This is a genomic window from Paenibacillus sp. FSL E2-0201 (assembly GCF_037963325.1).
In the GTDB taxonomy this organism is placed as follows: Bacteria; Bacillota; Bacilli; order Paenibacillales; family Paenibacillaceae; genus Paenibacillus_AQ.
The window spans coordinates 4,688,804-4,704,810 of sequence record NZ_CP150154.1 but is presented as its reverse complement, the minus strand read 5'-3'; the positions used below and the strand labels follow the sequence as shown (position 1 = coordinate 4,704,810).

Genomic DNA, 16,007 nt, shown 5'->3' with positions numbered 1-16,007 from the left:
GGTTAGCGGAAGGAAGTATCTATTTTTTGTGCCACCTGAATGGCAAGTGACCAAGCCTGCTCGGGATCTAGTTTACCTTGCTCAGCTTTGGTCAAGTATTCGAGCATATTTATTTCTACATCAGCATGGTGAGGACCGTAATAGGTAGGAATTACTTCTTGTGCTGCTGTAGATAGGACACGTCCAATCTCTGAGTTAGGAAAATAGGGATCATACAGGTTGTGGATCTCTGGATCATTATAAATTTTGGGTGTGGAGGGAAATGCACCTTGTGTCTTAAATGAAATTAGTTGCTGTGCCGGCTCGGTTAACCATTTGATAAGCGCGAATGACTCCTCTGGATGACTGCCTGTTCTAGGCAAAGTAAGGACGGAACCTCCCCGATTAGCGCTGTTTCCTGGGATGGTCGTTACATTCCATAATCCGCTGGCTGTTGGAGCACTGCTCTTGATATGATCAATCATCCAAGCTGGACAGAGCATAACTGCAAAGTCTCCATTTAGCAGACCTGCACCCCAGCGCTGTGTATCTACGGCAATACCGGCGGATAGATTCAGCTTAAGCGCTTGAATCGCGAAGTCCCAGGCTCCTTTAACTGCAGGATTATTTCCTACGATCAGTTCTTGTGTAGTGGGGCTGTAATATTGAAGCTTGGACTGGCGCAAAAGGGTTAGATACAGATTCTCTAAGTCATTGACAAAGGCTTTGCCAGTTGCCTCATGAACTATAGTGCCGGCCCTGAGGAATTGGTCCCAAGTTTGGATTCTATTTGCTACTTCTTCAGGTTTGGTAGGGAGTCCAGATAACGCGAAAATATCAGTCCGATACAACATAGCGTAAGGACCAATATCAGTCGGTAATCCGAAGATAAAGTCAGTCCCGAGCACCTCCTGCCACTTCCAACTCAGGAATTGATCCTTCAGACCACTCGCTCCAAATGTTGTTAGATTATAAAAATAATCGGGGAACTGCTTAAAACGATCCAGATAGCTAATATCAATAGCCGCTACATCAGGGGAACTATATCCTGCTGCGAATGAAGTCTGCAGCTTGGCGGGAAGCTGCGTGGAGGTAGAGGTCTGAATACGAATTTCTAGCTCGGGATGCTGGGATTGATACTCGGCTATAAGCGGCTCAAGACCTGATCCAGCGGTAAGCCAGATGTTCAGCTGGATCGGGTCTTGTAGATCAATGTCTTCCTTGGAGGGAGAGATCTGGCAACCACTTGTATGAAGAAGCAATCCAAGGGTTAACAGGACAGTCATCAACTTAGCGTTCACATGCAAGAGAACACACCTCGACTTTATTTGTTATGCTTCTGAAATTCCTGAGGAGTCATACCCATGTATTTCTTGAATATGAGGCTGAAGTATGCAGGATCCTTAAAGCCAACTAAATCACTAACCTCGTAAACCTTAAGCGTAACATTATTTAGCAGCTCTTTTGCTTTTTGAATACGGAGCTTGGTTAGGAAACTGGAGAAGCATTCTCCTACATCGTCTTTGAACAGACGACCAAGATAGGTGGGGTTCATGTATAGTTCATCTGCGATCATTTTGAGTGAGAGGTTCTCTTGGAGTCGGGAATTCATTACCTCAATCATCATAGAGATTACCCTGCGTGTAGCCTTAACCTGTAGTTGTTCCGTAAGCTGTGGGGACGCCGAGTACATAGATACATCATTATAATAGATAACCGATCGTGTACTATCCTTTTTGATCTGTTGGCACGCCTGTAGACTCTCATGATAGGCTGTTGTGAGAGCTCCAAGGTCATAATGAGGGTTGGAGACACCCGCGCTGAAAGGCGATTTCAAGATACTTGACAGCTTACTCATCGTCTCCTGCGTCAACGCCTCATCGATTCTTTCAGATTGTTCATGCGGATAGAATAACATGATTATTGCTTCTTGCTCTTCTTGTATGCCGACAACGTTAGCGTAAAGTGAAAAACACTCTTCTAATATATTGATTACGGCTGCATACATTGCTTGTTCGGACCAGTACTGTGGCATATCATCACCTAGATGATTTACAGTTACGACGACAAAAGAATGAAAGGGAGGGATGAGCTGTTCTTCAAAATAGGGCAATGGAATGCCATAAAGAAGATCCGAAAGGCGCTTCTCACGTAGATTCTTTTCTCGTAGTTGCGATACTTGCCTATGTTGCTTTTTTAATTCCAGACGATCGTACACACTTGTTACGACCTCGAGGATATTTTCGACTGAATTTGGCTTGACCAGATATTCTCGAACACCGTACCGAATGGCTTGGCTGGCATAGGAGAAATCCTGATAACCTGTGAGCAGAACCGTTTCAGTGTCAGGATAACATTCATGGATATGCTTGGAGAGCTCGAGTCCATCCATGCCGGGCATTCGTATATCTGATATTACGAGATCGACAGCATGCTCTTTTAACAATTGCACAGCTGCTAATCCGTTCTCTACTGACCCAATGATGCTAAAATTCTGGTTCGCACTTCCCAGCATTTCTGACAGAGAACGTCGAACAAAACTCTCGTCATCAACAATTAACACATTCATCACTTCGCCCCCTACCCTTGATCGAACTGTAATGGAACAGTGACTTTTACTAATAAGCCTCCGAGTTCGCTTGTTGATAAATGAAGGCCAAATCCATGTCCATAGATTAGTTCTATACGATGATTTAAATTGGAAAGACCGATGCCGGTGTGAAGCAGCTTCTCTGGCTTGACCTCGTCACTGATTAAGGCCTCTGCCATTCTTGACTCGCTCATGCCTTCCCCATTATCTTCTACAGTTAGCACAAGTAACGTGCCCTCACTGTAGGCTCGAATACGTATGAGCCATACCTCCCGTAGCGTAGGTTCAAGTCCATGAGTGATGGCATTCTCTACAAGGGGCTGAAGGGTTAGCTTCATAAGCTGCCGATTCATGACCTCAGGGTTCACATACAGATCAACCTGTAGTTTGTCCTCGTAGCGTAATTTTTGCAGATAAATGAACCGTTCTAATTGCTGTAAATCCTCCTCAACCGTAACAAATTCCGATCCTCGATCAATGCTATAACGGAGCAAGTCGCTAAGTGCGAGTACCATTTGTGACTCTTCTCGCAGGCGCTTATTAGCAAGTGACCAATAGATGGTATTTAAAGTATTGTAGAGAAAATGAGGGCGGAATTGTGCTTTTAGTGCCACGATTTGAGCTTGTTTTTCACTAATTTGTTTACTTGAAAGGTCAGCAATGGTGTGGTCCAGGTTTTGAAGCATGGAGTTATAGCTTGAGTAAAGGATAGCCATTTCTTTGTTCATGGTTGTCTTTACAAAAGGCAGTGTGGTTCCACGCTCAACATTGCTTAGTTTGGTTGCGAGATTACGAAGCGGTTTAGATAGTGTCCACGAGAAAAAGGAAGTAAACAATAGCGCTGCGGCCATCCCCAACAAACCAATAAGTATAATATTCCGGCGAATGCCATTTAAATCTTTAACAGCTTCTTTAGAATCAATATAAGCAAACACACTCCACTCGCTATAGGTTGAATAGGCATAGGATACGAACATATTGCGGGAGTTTATGGTATGCGGGATGATTCGTGCTTTATGGTTGCTGAATTGATTTAGGATTCTGTCATCCATATACAGCCCAATCTCATTTGGATCCGTGGAATAAACAATGGTGTTAAATGAATCAACAATTTGGATTTTCTCATTTTTACCCAGGTGAAATTGGCTGACAGCGTTATGAATGACCTCCACAGGGAGGACGAGAAATAGAGTTCCTAACCGATTTAAATCATTCCAATCATTAATTTGCCTTGCTCCCATGACCACAGGGATCGTACCGTTCTGCCATACATCTACACCAAACCAGACCATGCGGCCGTTATTCTTTGCTATAGCTGGAAACCAATAGGCCCCGCGGATTTCCTTCTCGCTGTCCCAGATTACTTTTAAAGAACTGCTATTGGTATATACCTGATTATCTGAAAGTCCGAGCAGCTTGAACTGGATGTCAGAGTTGATGGAACGTGTCTGTTGATCGATGTAGCGGGTAATATCCATAGCGTCAGTATGAGGTGTGCGGGATTCTGCTAAGTCTCCCAGTGTTTCTTGAATCAAGGGACTGAACATGATCGTAGATGAGAGTTTGTCATTATCTTGAAGAATAGCATCCATTTTACCTTGAAGCTGTTTGACGGACTCTAGAATATATTGGTTCGACCGGTTAAGAACGGCTTGGGATGACGAACGGTAGGACAAAAATATCGTAAAGGCTACGATCGTAAAGATGATTAGTGAGAAACCCATGATTAATTGAACGAGGATGGAGATTTTCTTGGACATGTCATCACCCGCATGAAAAAGATATTCTTCCATACATTGTAACAAAAGCAAATGAATGCGAATATACCTTACCGCAAAATACACATATTTATATGGATAATCTCATTTTTTTCGGGGGGGAGCTGAAGGGTGGGTTGTGGTTGATTTAATACTGAGTTAATCTTTCTTTACCTTAAAATGAAACTTTTTGCGGTCGAATGCGTCTAATACTATGGTTTGTTATAACGAACGTGGCAAAAAGCAATTGTTCCGCTCTGTAGAGGGTGGATACGTTTTTGCGGGGAATATAAGAGGCGTATGAAAAAGACAGAGACCTACTTATATTTACAAATAGGAGCAGAGGAGTTATATCATGGATTTGAAGAAATTAACGTTAGTTGCTGTTTTGGCCATCTCTCAGGCCGCTTCGGCAGTGCCGGCTTTTGCCGAAGCTGTCAATAATACCTCCGGTAATACCAATGAAGTAGGGGCAGCTGCTACATCTGTGACGGATGTTATGCCAGAGGCTACTGACCCATTGCCACCATTGCAGACTGAGGGACCAGGGGGAGTAGTATCACCTACACCAACTCCTACTCCAATTCCTGGAGCAACAACTGAACCTGGAGCAACAACTGAACCTGGGGTAACAGCTGATCCTACGGCAACAGCTGAACCTACAGCAACACCACTTCCAACAGCAACACCTGTACCTACTACACAGCCAACACCAACAGATGGCGTTCGTGCCGCGGCTAGTAATCAGCTTGTACTAATGATGAACAGTAAAAAAATGTACCAAAACGGTGTTGAATATTTGGCTAATCAGCCTATGGCCGTGAAGAATGGTGTCTCATACGTTTCGATCCGAGCTATGGTAGAGCGCGTAGGTGTGAAATACATTTACGATTATAAAACGAAAGAAACGATTGTTACCAAAGGAAGCGATGTAATGCGCTTTAAGACGGATAGTAAGATCTATTCCGTTAATGGTAAAAATGTGACGATGAAAGGTCCCGCTTACCAAATTAATGGTACGTTCATGGTTCCTTTGACGTCCATCACCGGTGCGTTAGGCATTCCTTATACCGTTGATAATGTGCAAAAAAGAGTAATTCTTACGCTTAACACGAAGCCTAAAGCTTCTTTTACAGTGCCGACTGAGATTTATGCGGGTGAGCTTGTGAATTTTGTGACCTCCAATTCTTCTCCGAATGGTACAGCTATTGTAGATGAACGTTGGGAAGGTAAGCAGGATGCTTATGATCAACCAGGATTTTATGTAGTATCCTATTCCGTTATGGATGCGAATGGACAATGGAGCGATCCTTACTCCGTGACCATCAATGTACTTAAACCGAATACACCACCAGTCGCTAATTTCACGACAGACAAAGACTCTTACAAAATGGGTGAAATGATCACTTATTCAGATCTAAGCAGCGACCCAGACGGTGATCAAATTGAAGTGACTTGGACGAACAAAGCAGAAGCGTTCTTCACTCCAGGTCCAGCAACAGTAGCCATTCAAGTAAAAGATTCACATGGCGCAATCAGCACTTTTGAGAAGACCATTAATATTTCAGATGAAATCATGTACAGTAAAGAGGATTTCTACAGATTGTTCGGTTCTCCAGGTAGTGTATTTAACATCGATGGATCGATGGTTCCAACTTGGCAGAAGGTAGCGTATAACCTTTCTTCTGAGCCTTATACCCTTATCCGCAGTAACAGTCCAGAAACAGTGAATACGGAAGGGATCACGTATAAAGAAACATCATTTGGCGGAACCCGCTTCTTGGTTCACCACAAGAATAATATGAATATTAAAACGAAGGTGTATGTGATTGCTAAGAATAACAATCTGTACCCTACGACAATTACAACCGAATATGTAGGCTTTGGCGGTCCAAACTCTTATCCAGAAGGTACTGGTAAAATGTCAGTGCAGCGGTACTGGGAGTCTATGCAGACTAGAAGAGATTATAAGACAACGGTCCTACAACCCGGGGAAAGCGTCTCGATTCTTACGGATCTAAACAAAATTGCCATGAAACCAGGCGAGATTGTATCACTCCAAGCGGATTTATTTAGTGATTATCCTATTGAATATAATGTCATGATGATCGATGCGAATAAAGATCCTTTGACAACACTGCCTACACTTCCAATATTGGATCGTGATGGGGTGCATAACAGAGGAACTTATGCTGATTCTACACGCATCATCACGGTTACCGATGAAGTAGGAGTAACTCCTGCGAGACTTCTTCTCGGTGACAATTCGAGTGATTTGAATTTGATCGGCGTAGACCCAATGAACGGTACTGAAGCATCGAATGCGGGTAATTTCGGGGTGTTATACAAAATCAAATTCGATCGTGTTGCACCTAATTCCTTGATTACGTTTAATCCACGTGGCGGTAATTACATGGGTCCTGTCTTAGTTAACGGTCAAATTGTACACATGCCGACATCTGGAAGTCTCTCCAGTGCTGACATGAACAGTGTAATTTATCGTACTGGCGATTATGGCGGCTCCGTGGAGATTTTGTTCACAGCAGCTTCTGGTAGTAACTTGCCGGTGAATTTCCTAGTTACACCGCTACCTGCGAAGAAATAAAATAATATGTCCATCCTTTAAGTTATTTGGGATTAACTGAAATAAAAGTCCGGCTGAATATTCCACCAAGGAATACTCAGCCGGACTTTTTGTATTTAAATGTATGATTTTACTCCGATGAACGCTCATGCACTTGGTTGTTTCATTGACGGGGCATTTATTTTGGGGCATTATTAAGAGAGTGAAGTATAAATGAAATGAACTGAAATGTTATGGGAGATGAGCGTATGCTGTCGACAGAACAAATATTAGAGGTCATGTCGGGGCAAGGTCTGCGAATCACCGACCAACGCAAAACGCTTGCCAAGTTATTCGGCGAGAATAAGGGTTATTTGTCAGCGAAGGATGTCTATGAGCATATGGGCCGCAAGTATAGCGGACTTAGCTTTGATACCGTGTACCGCAATCTGCGTGTAATGGAAGAGCTTGGTGTACTTGAACAAATCGTCTTTGAAGACGGAGTGAAATTCAAGGGAAGCTGTAATCATCAGGATCACCATCATCATATGATCTGCCTTCAATGCGAGAAAACCTACCCGATTAATTTCTGCCCGATGAATTTAACGGATACACCTGATCAATTCCGGGTAGTCAAGCATAAATTTGAGGTGTTCGGTTATTGCAAAGAATGTGAAGAGAACCGGGAAGAAGAACTAGTCGCAGCAGCTAATCACAAAAAAGGGGTCTAAGGATGGCGACCCTTCGAAGAACGATTCAGGCTCCCATTCGGGTGTACCGCAAGTACATTTCCCCAATTAAGCCTGCAACTTGTCGCTTTTATCCAACCTGTTCTGCCTATGCGCTGGAAGCGATTGAAGTCCATGGCCCACTTAAAGGCTCATGGCTTGCTGCCAAGCGGATTGCTAGATGCCATCCCTTCCATCCAGGGGGGCTTGATCCGGTTCCACCTCTTGAGGAACAACCCTCGAAGAAGGATTCTGCCCGTGCGACTTGACAGGGGCCCTTATCATTGGGTATATTCACAGGTAATAGTATGAATTCCGAGGAACGGATGAGTAAATCGGTACGTCCATTACAGAGAGCCGGTTCGAGCTGAAAGCCGGTATGGAGCGTTAGATTGAATATGGTCCGGGAGGAACTGTGTTCGAGCGGGAACTGCATTTGAGGTTCACGTAAGATAACAGCGTGTTCCAGCGTTAATGGACAGTTCCCGGGAAGGAACTGGCGAAGCCTGTTCTCTGTGAAGAGACAGGAAATTTGGGTGGTATCGCGTGAGTTATACTCTCGCCCCATTATAGGGGCGGGAGTTTTTTGTCTTTTAATGAAAGAAAGGATGATTAATCAATGAGCGAGAAGAAAACTTTTTACTTAACTACACCAATCTACTATCCGAGCGATAAGCTGCATATTGGACATGCTTATTCTACTGTAGCTGGAGATGCGATGGCCCGCTACAAACGTCTACGCGGCTATGACGTACGTTATCTAACAGGTACAGACGAGCATGGTCAAAAGATTGAACGGAAGGCTGAGGAAGCGGGTAAAACCCCTCAGCAGTTCGTAGATGACATCGTTGTTGGAATTAAGGAATTATGGCGTAAGTTAGATATCTCCAATGATGACTTTATCCGTACTACGGAAGATCGTCATAAAAAGGTTGTTCAGGATATTTTTGATCGACTGCTCAAGCAAGGTGATATTTATAAAGGTGAATATGAAGGCTGGTACAGTATTCCGGATGAAACCTTCTATACCGAAACGCAATTGGTTGATATCGTTCGAGATGACAATGGCGTAATCATTGGCGCAAAAAGCCCTGATAGCGGTCATCCTGTTGAACTGGTGAAGGAAGCCAGTTATTTCTTCCGGATGAGTAAATATGCAGATCGATTGCTGCAATTTTATGAGGAGAATCCGGAATTTATTTTGCCGGAATCCCGTAAGAACGAAATGATCAACAACTTTATCAAGCCTGGTCTGGAGGATCTTGCGGTTTCCCGTACGACTTTCGATTGGGGGGTTAAAGTTAAAGGCGACGAAAAGCATGTAGTGTACGTATGGATCGATGCGTTGACGAATTACATTACTGCTTTGGGTTACGGTTCTGAGGATCGCAGTCTGTACGATAACTTCTGGCCTGCAGATGTACATATTGTCGGCAAAGAAATCGTTCGTTTCCATACCATTTACTGGCCAATTATTCTAATGGCGCTAGGTGAACCTCTTCCGAAAAAGGTGTTTGCACATGGCTGGCTGCTCATGAAGGATGGCAAAATGTCGAAATCCAAAGGGAACGTAGTAGATCCAGTTACTTTGATTGATCGTTACGGCCTGGATGCACTTCGTTATTACCTGCTGCGGGAAGTACCGTTTGGTTCAGATGGTACATTCACACCTGAAAGCTTTGTAGATCGGGTTAACTATGATCTTGCCAACGACCTTGGTAACCTATTGAACCGGACAGGTGCAATGGTGGAGAAGTATTTCGGTGGAGAGCTTCCGGCGTATGAAGGAAATGTAACAGCATTTGATGGTGAGCTTCAAGCTGCGGCAGAGAACACTTATGCCAAAGTAGAAGAAGCGATGGAAAAAATGGAGTTCTCCGTAGCGTTGACAGCTATCGGAATCTTTATCAGCCGCACCAATAAATATATTGATGAGACACAGCCTTGGGTACTTGCTAAGGATGAGAGCAGAACAGCGGAGTTAGCTTCCGTGATGAGACATCTTGTGGAAGGTCTTCGCACCGCTTCCATTCTGCTGCAGCCGTTCTTGACGCAAACCCCAGCGAAGATCTGGGAGCAGCTTGGCATCGAAGCAGGTGAGCTGACGACCTGGGACAGCGGTAAGACTTTTGGTCTGATTCCGGCAGGAACAAAGCTGGTGAAAGGCAATCCTATCTTCCCGCGTCTAGATGTGGAGCAAGAGGTAGCTTATATTGCCGAAGCCATGGGTGCTGGCAAGCCTGCGGCTGAAGCAGCCGAAGCAGCTCCTGTTGCCCCAGCGGTATCCGAGCCTGAGGAAGAGCATAAAGAAGAGATCGGTATCGACGATTTCGCCAAGGCTGAGCTCAGAGTAGCTCAGGTCATTGCAGCAGAGCCTGTAAAGAAAGCCGACAAGCTACTGAAGCTGCAGCTGGATTTAGGTTATGAGCAGCGTCAAGTCGTTTCTGGTATCGCTAAATTCTACACGCCGGAAGAGCTGGTAGGACAAAAAGTGATTTGTATTGTGAACCTGAAGCCGGTGAAGCTACGCGGAGAATTGTCACAAGGGATGATTCTAGCGGCTTCTAAAGGTGATCAATTAACCATAGCAACGGTGCCAGACAGCATGCCAAATGGAGCTATTGTGAAGTAAGATTGGTAATGTAGAATATATAAATGAAAATTTATATCAAGGAAGGGAATGCTCCTTCAGCCGGATAGGCTGTGGGAACATTCCTTTTTTCGAAGTATTAGCAAAGATAGAATTCAGAATCATCTTATCAGGATTTATTGTTGACTTATCGTAATGATTACTATTATACTTCTAATAGTAAAGATTACGATTTGAGAGGGAGATCAATTTAATGGTTGCTATGAAGTCACGAATAAGTCTGCTCATTCTTGCACTGGTGCTTGTATTTACACTCACTGCATGTGGACCTAAGAGCAGTGGAAGTATAGTTGAAGGGAAAGTAAATGTTGTAACTACTTTTTATCCTATTTATGAGTTTACTCGGGAAATTGGTGGAGATGATATAAATGCCATTAATTTGCTTCCGGTTGGTGTAGAGCCGCATGATTGGACGCCGCGCAGTCAGGATATTGTTAACACCTCTAAGGCGCAATTGTTCCTGTATAACGGAGCAGGGCTTGAGGGATGGGTTCCTAATTTTCTAAAAGGGCTTGACAGCAGCAGCAAGGTGGAAGCCGTTGAAGTAAGTAAAGGGATTGATTTAATAATGACTGATGAAGATGACGGACATGATCACGGGGGCAGCAGTGAAGAGGATCATCATGAAGATGATGCTGATCATAATAGCCATTCTGGGGACAGCCTTCATACAGACCCGCATACCTGGGTTAGCCCGAAATCAGCGATCATCATGGCCCGCAATATTAAAGACAGTCTCCAGTCTGTAGATCCGGAGCATAAAGATGGTTATGAAGAGCGTTACAATAAGCTTGCTGAACGTTTACAGGCTTTGGATAGTAAATTTGAGCAGGAGCTTACCAAGCTGCCTAACCATGAAATCGTAGTTTCGCATCAAGCATTCTCATACCTTGCGCGTGATTATGGTCTTGAACAGCATGCGATCATGGGATTATCACCTGACGCAGAGCCAAGAGGTCAAGATTTGGTGAATCTGGCGAAGTTGGTTAAAGACGAAGACATCAAGTACATCTTTTTTGAAGAGCTTGTCTCCGATAAACTGGCTAAGACGTTAGCAGCTGAAGCCGGAGTGTCTACTATGGTTCTTAATCCAGTAGAGGGTCTTACTGCAGAGCAAGAAAAGAACGGGGATAACTACTTCACATTAATGGAGAAAAATTTGCAAAATCTGATTATGGCTTTACAATAATAAGGAAAGTATAAGGAAAAGGCGGTGCTTAAGCATGCAATCGGTATCCTTGGACTGCCATCAGCATATCATCGATATACAGGATCTTTCTTTTTCATATGGCGAACAGAAGGTGATCTCGAATCTTAACTATAGTGTAAGAGAACGAGACTTCCTTGGTATCATTGGGTCTAATGGCGCTGGTAAAACAACACTGATGAAGATGATCGTCGGTTTGCTTCCGGCTAGCAGTGGTGAAATTAAATTATTCGGAACACCTGTCCGCAAGTTTAAAGACTGGGAACGGATTGGTTATGTTCCACAAAAGAATGCCTTCAACCCGCTGTTTCCAGCAACGGTGCGTGAAGTAGTGCTATCTGGTTTATACAACAACAAGAATCTTATACGTAGAGTATCTAAGGCTCAGCACCGCCAGTGCGAAGATGCGCTGGAAGTGATGCGGATACAGGACATTGCGGAGAAAAGAGTAGGGCAGCTGTCAGGCGGCCAGCAGCAGCGTGTATTTCTCGCGCGTGCGCTGATCAACCATCCGGATCTCTTAATTTTGGATGAGCCTACAGTCGGTATTGACGCTGAATCCCAAGCAGGATTCTTTGATCTAATTACACATATGCATGCCCATCATCATATGACATTCCTGATGGTGTCGCATGATATCGACATGATTAAAAATTACTTAGGGAATGAACCTGTGCAAACGAACGGTAAGATTAACTTTTTCTCCCGTCACTCTCATGATTTGCAGAATTGTACGGAAGAGAACCTGCAGCACACGCTCTCTTAGGTCATAGTTAAACTCTGAATCGCAGTTTTGTCTGTGGTTAGAGTTATACATAGAGTGTGCGGAAGTCAGGGGTTTCTCATTCTGGTTAATTCTAATTTTTCCGTATCTAGATACCACCTAAGTACAAGCGTGCCCCGTAAGGGGCGAAAGCGATCTTTCCCCGACCTATCTATGTTCGGTATTCCCAACTCCTACGCTAGTTGCACTGAACGGGTGTCCAGAGGGCAGAGCCCTTGGGGCCCTCCCTTGGAAGGGAGGGTTTGGGAGGGATCGAAAAAAGATTTGATAATATATTTAGGATCTAAGGTTTTAGAGGATATAAGGTTTATAAATGCTCGAATGGTTCGAAAAGGTACCAAAAGAAGGAGAGTTAAAGTTGGAGATTCTATTTAGCGATTTTTTTCAGCGGGCGCTTGCAGGCGGTCTGCTGATAGGTATCACAGCGCCGCTTATAGGCGTTTTTCTTGTGCTTAGACGTTTATCTATGATTGGAGATACACTGGCTCACGTTACGATAGCCGGTGTGGCACTTGGTTTTTTAACAGGATTCTACCCGCTAGGAGCAGGTCTTATTTTTGCAGTGGTGGCTTCCTTTGCAATAGAGAAGCTTCGCAAGGCATATAAGAGTTACGCGGAGCTATCGATTGCGATAATTATGTCGGGCGGGGTGGCTTTAGCCTCACTCTTTTTCACCCTGGGAAAAGGTTATAATGCTGATGTTATGAGTTACTTGTTCGGTAGCATTTATACGCTAGACAATACCGATTTAATCGTAGTAGGGATCGTAACGATAGCTGTTGTAGTAGTAGTTACGATGTTCTTTAAGGAATTCTTCCTGCTTAGCTTTGAAGAGGATGCTGCGAGTGTCAGCGGGCTGCCTGTGAAGCTGCTCAACATGCTGATCACTATTCTGACGGCGCTTGTAATCAGCACAGCGATCAAAATTGTCGGGTCGTTGCTAGTATCTGCTCTACTAACCATTCCGGTGGCCATAAGCTTATTGCTGTCACGAAGCTTTAAATCCTCGGTTATCCTATCGGTCATTATTTCAGAAATTGCTGTTGTAGGCGGACTAGTAGTTGCAGGAGTATGGAATCTGGCACCTGGTGCTACCATTGTGCTTTTACTCATATCACTATTAGTATTGACCTTGATCGGCAAAAAGGGTTTGCCAGCATAAACAGCGAATAAAATATAGGGTATGCATTTTTTTAAATGAAGGAGCTACACTATTTCCCTGAAGTGACTCGAATGCTGGAAGGAGAGCCGCTACCTTGTCTAATATCAATGCAGGAATAGCCTTAGCAGCAGGGGTAGCATCGTTTATTTCACCTTGCTGTTTACCGCTTTATCCCTCTTATTTATCGTATATTACCGGATTATCCGTTCAGCAATTGAAGTCAGGCAGCAATACCAAAGAGGTCCGAATACGCACAATAACCCATACATTGGCATTTATTTTAGGTTTTTCAGCGGTTTTTTACACACTGGGATTTGGTGCAGGACTATTCGGACAATTCTTTAATGGACAACGTGATCTGATCCGGCAATTATCGGCGATTCTGATTATTGTGATGGGATTATTTCTGCTTGGGATCTTTCAGCCGCAATTTCTACTTCGTGAACGTAAGCTTGATTTAAAATGGAAGCCGGCGGGTTATGTGGGATCCTTTATTTTTGGGATCGGTTTTTCAGCGGGCTGGTCTCCATGTATCGGACCGATTCTGACCGCAATTATCGCACTTTCCGCCAGTGAGCCCGGCACGTGGTTTACGTTAATTACGGCTTACAGCATCGGTTTCGCATTGCCATTCTTTGTCTTGGCCTTCTTTCTTGGCGGAGCCAGACGTATCCTTAAATATTCAAATGTGCTGATGAAGATTGGCGGCGTTCTCATGGTATTTATGGGCGTTCTGCTCTTTACAGATCAAATGTTCCGGATCACAGTGTGGCTGCAGGGAATCACACCGGATTGGCTCATTTTTTAGGTGAAATAATCAATCCCTGCTTCTGGAAAATGTTCGAATATCCGCTCTGTGATAAACTCTCGCAGGGCGGTTTGCTGTTCGTCAGGATAGACATATTTATTTTGTCCCCAGCGGCCCCATTTCTTCTTACGCTTCTCCATGTCCATCTCAAGCTTGGATTTGGGGTAGCGCTTCTCAATTACCGTCTTAGCGGTTTTGGTGAATCGATGCTGAATCATTTCGAAGGTTAATCCCTTTCCAACTTCAGGGGGGAGGGTCTGGGCTAATTTGGCCAGTAGCTCAGCGTAGCCTTCTTGCCAGCCGTCATACCAAATAATTGGAGCAATGATAAACCCAAGCGGATAACCGGCCCGTGCTATCTTGCCAGCGGCTTCAATACGCTCCTCAAAGCGGGAGGTGGCAGGCTCGAAATTTTTGATTACATAATCTGCGTTGACGCTGAAGCGAATTCGGGTATGTCCGTTATGTTCTAAAGCAAGCAGTGGTTCAACATGTTGGTATTTGGTCACAAAGCGCAGACGGCCAAGGGGTTCTTTTGCCATAAATGTAATTAGTTCTGCCAGAGAACCTGTGATATGCTCTAGTCCAACCGGATCTGAAGTACAGGCAGCTTCAAAAGTCGTGATTTCTGGACTGCGCTCCTCGATATATGTTTTGGCAGCATCAATAATGTCTCCTGTGTTTACATATACGCGAATGTAAGGCTTTGCCCCTAAGGTGGTCTGCAAATAGCAATAATGGCAGTGCCCCATACAGCCGGTGGCGATCGGAATAGCATAATCAGCCGATGGTTTGGATTGGTCAAACTTCAAAGTTTTGCGTAGGCCGACAACAAGCGTTCTTTTGGCAATTTTGTATTGCTCGACCTCAGTTTCACCGGGGAAATTCATAATACGATTATGTGATGTAGTCATACGATAGGGGATATCGTTAGCTTTTACCCATTCCATAATTTTTTCACCTTTAGGGTAATTTAAAGCATTCGGCTCAAAGAAAACGAGCTCTGGAAGAAAAAGTGCAGTTGGTTTTCTGGATCTTTTTACAGTAGCGGACTCTGGCGTCACTATAGTCATACTTTCACGCTCCTTTGGAATGACGAGTATGTTTATTATGTCTAACTCAGCCCCAACAGAAGCATGGTAAACATGTGCAACTCATCTGTAAGTTCCTTTGAAGGACTTGCCAAGGTGCGTTAGAAACATGTATCATTGTTAGAGCAAGGTTTGGCCCGGCGCCATGCTCATTATAGAAAAGAGGTAAAGTTTAATGCCAACACCCAGCATGGAGGATTATTTGGAGCGCATATACAAGCTCATAGATGAGAAAGGTTATGCGCGGGTCTCGGATATTGCCGAGGGACTGGAAGTACACCCCTCCTCTGTGACCAAGATGATCCAAAAACTGGATAAGGACGAATATCTCATCTATGAGAAATATCGTGGGCTTGTCCTAACCAACAAAGGGAAAAAAGTAGGAAAACGGCTAGTTGATCGTCATCAACTACTGGAGGAATTCCTCGGATTGATCGGAGTACAGCAGGAATACATTTATAATGATGTTGAAGGAATCGAGCATCACTTAAGTTGGGATTCGATTACTCGTATTGAAACATTGGTAGAATATTTCCGGCGTGACGAAGAACGTATACAGACGTTATATGCGATTCACAATGAACTGACAAGTGATTCCTAAAATGTTTTTTCCCGAAACGGATACTGTCCTAAAAGTTATGCGCAGCAAGGCTTTCGTGAGCATAATCAGTGGATAGTATAGCCGTTT

13 protein-coding genes and 1 other annotated feature are annotated in these 16,007 nt (G+C 44.1%); of the genes, 9 read left to right on the top strand and 4 right to left on the bottom strand.

Annotation, left to right across the window (positions count from 1 at the left end):
• Positions 1-2: 2 nt before the first annotated feature.
• Genes NSU15_RS21485 through NSU15_RS21475 form a run of 3 tightly spaced genes read right to left on the bottom strand, consistent with a single transcriptional unit; the run spans position 3 to position 4,362 of the window.
• A complete protein-coding gene (locus tag NSU15_RS21485; protein WP_339287476.1) occupies positions 3-1,280 on the bottom strand; it encodes an extracellular solute-binding protein in 1,278 nt (425 codons plus the stop codon).
• Positions 1,281-1,303: 23 nt separating this feature from the next.
• Positions 1,304-2,548, bottom strand: a complete 1,245-nt coding sequence (locus NSU15_RS21480) for a response regulator (protein ID WP_042129866.1) — start codon at positions 2,546-2,548, stop codon at positions 1,304-1,306.
• Positions 2,549-2,559: 11 nt separating this feature from the next.
• Positions 2,560-4,362 carry a sensor histidine kinase gene (locus tag NSU15_RS21475; protein ID WP_339287475.1) on the bottom strand — a complete coding sequence of 601 codons (1,803 nt, stop codon included), beginning with the start codon at positions 4,360-4,362 and terminating at the stop codon, positions 2,560-2,562.
• A gap of 319 nt (positions 4,363-4,681) precedes the next feature.
• On the opposite strand from NSU15_RS21475, the gene NSU15_RS21470 reads away from it, so the two are divergent.
• The 8 genes from NSU15_RS21470 to NSU15_RS21435 all read left to right on the top strand — a co-directional run bounded on the left by NSU15_RS21470 (position 4,682) and on the right by NSU15_RS21435 (position 14,228).
• Complete coding sequence (locus tag NSU15_RS21470; RefSeq protein WP_339287474.1) at positions 4,682-6,931, top strand: stalk domain-containing protein; 2,250 nt, start codon at positions 4,682-4,684, stop codon at positions 6,929-6,931.
• 227 nt (positions 6,932-7,158) lie between these two features.
• On the top strand, positions 7,159-7,620 hold the full coding sequence (locus tag NSU15_RS21465) for a Fur family transcriptional regulator (RefSeq protein ID WP_042129860.1): 462 nt from the start codon (positions 7,159-7,161) through the stop codon (positions 7,618-7,620).
• Between the two features lie 2 nt (positions 7,621-7,622).
• Positions 7,623-7,886: a membrane protein insertion efficiency factor YidD gene (gene yidD, locus NSU15_RS21460; RefSeq protein ID WP_042129859.1), complete on the top strand. Its 264-nt coding sequence runs from the start codon at positions 7,623-7,625 to the stop codon at positions 7,884-7,886.
• A gap of 40 nt (positions 7,887-7,926) precedes the next feature.
• Positions 7,927-8,187, top strand: a binding site (T-box leader).
• 49 nt (positions 8,188-8,236) lie between these two features.
• Positions 8,237-10,249 (top strand): methionine--tRNA ligase, encoded by a 2,013-nt coding sequence (gene metG, locus NSU15_RS21455; protein ID WP_076120637.1) that lies wholly within the window; start codon positions 8,237-8,239, stop codon positions 10,247-10,249.
• Positions 10,250-10,469: 220 nt separating this feature from the next.
• Positions 10,470-11,456, top strand: a complete 987-nt coding sequence (locus tag NSU15_RS21450) for a zinc ABC transporter substrate-binding protein (RefSeq protein WP_249923610.1) — start codon at positions 10,470-10,472, stop codon at positions 11,454-11,456.
• 34 nt (positions 11,457-11,490) lie between these two features.
• Complete coding sequence (locus NSU15_RS21445; RefSeq protein ID WP_042129853.1) at positions 11,491-12,240, top strand: metal ABC transporter ATP-binding protein; 750 nt, start codon at positions 11,491-11,493, stop codon at positions 12,238-12,240.
• Between the two features lie 376 nt (positions 12,241-12,616).
• Positions 12,617-13,420, top strand: a complete 804-nt coding sequence (locus NSU15_RS21440; RefSeq protein ID WP_076120635.1) for a metal ABC transporter permease — start codon at positions 12,617-12,619, stop codon at positions 13,418-13,420.
• A 94-nt stretch (positions 13,421-13,514) separates the two neighbouring features.
• Entirely contained in the window at positions 13,515-14,228 is a 714-nt protein-coding gene (locus NSU15_RS21435; RefSeq protein WP_042129852.1) for a cytochrome c biogenesis protein CcdA, read from the top strand.
• Here NSU15_RS21435 and splB read toward each other — a convergent pair.
• Entirely contained in the window at positions 14,225-15,301 is a 1,077-nt protein-coding gene (gene splB, locus NSU15_RS21430) for a spore photoproduct lyase (RefSeq protein ID WP_076120634.1), read from the bottom strand. The genes NSU15_RS21435 and splB overlap by 4 nt on opposite strands.
• 193 nt (positions 15,302-15,494) lie before the next feature.
• Between splB and mntR the strand changes: the two genes are divergently transcribed.
• Complete coding sequence (mntR, locus tag NSU15_RS21425) at positions 15,495-15,920, top strand: transcriptional regulator MntR (protein ID WP_042129847.1); 426 nt, start codon at positions 15,495-15,497, stop codon at positions 15,918-15,920.
• Positions 15,921-16,007 lie beyond the last annotated feature (87 nt).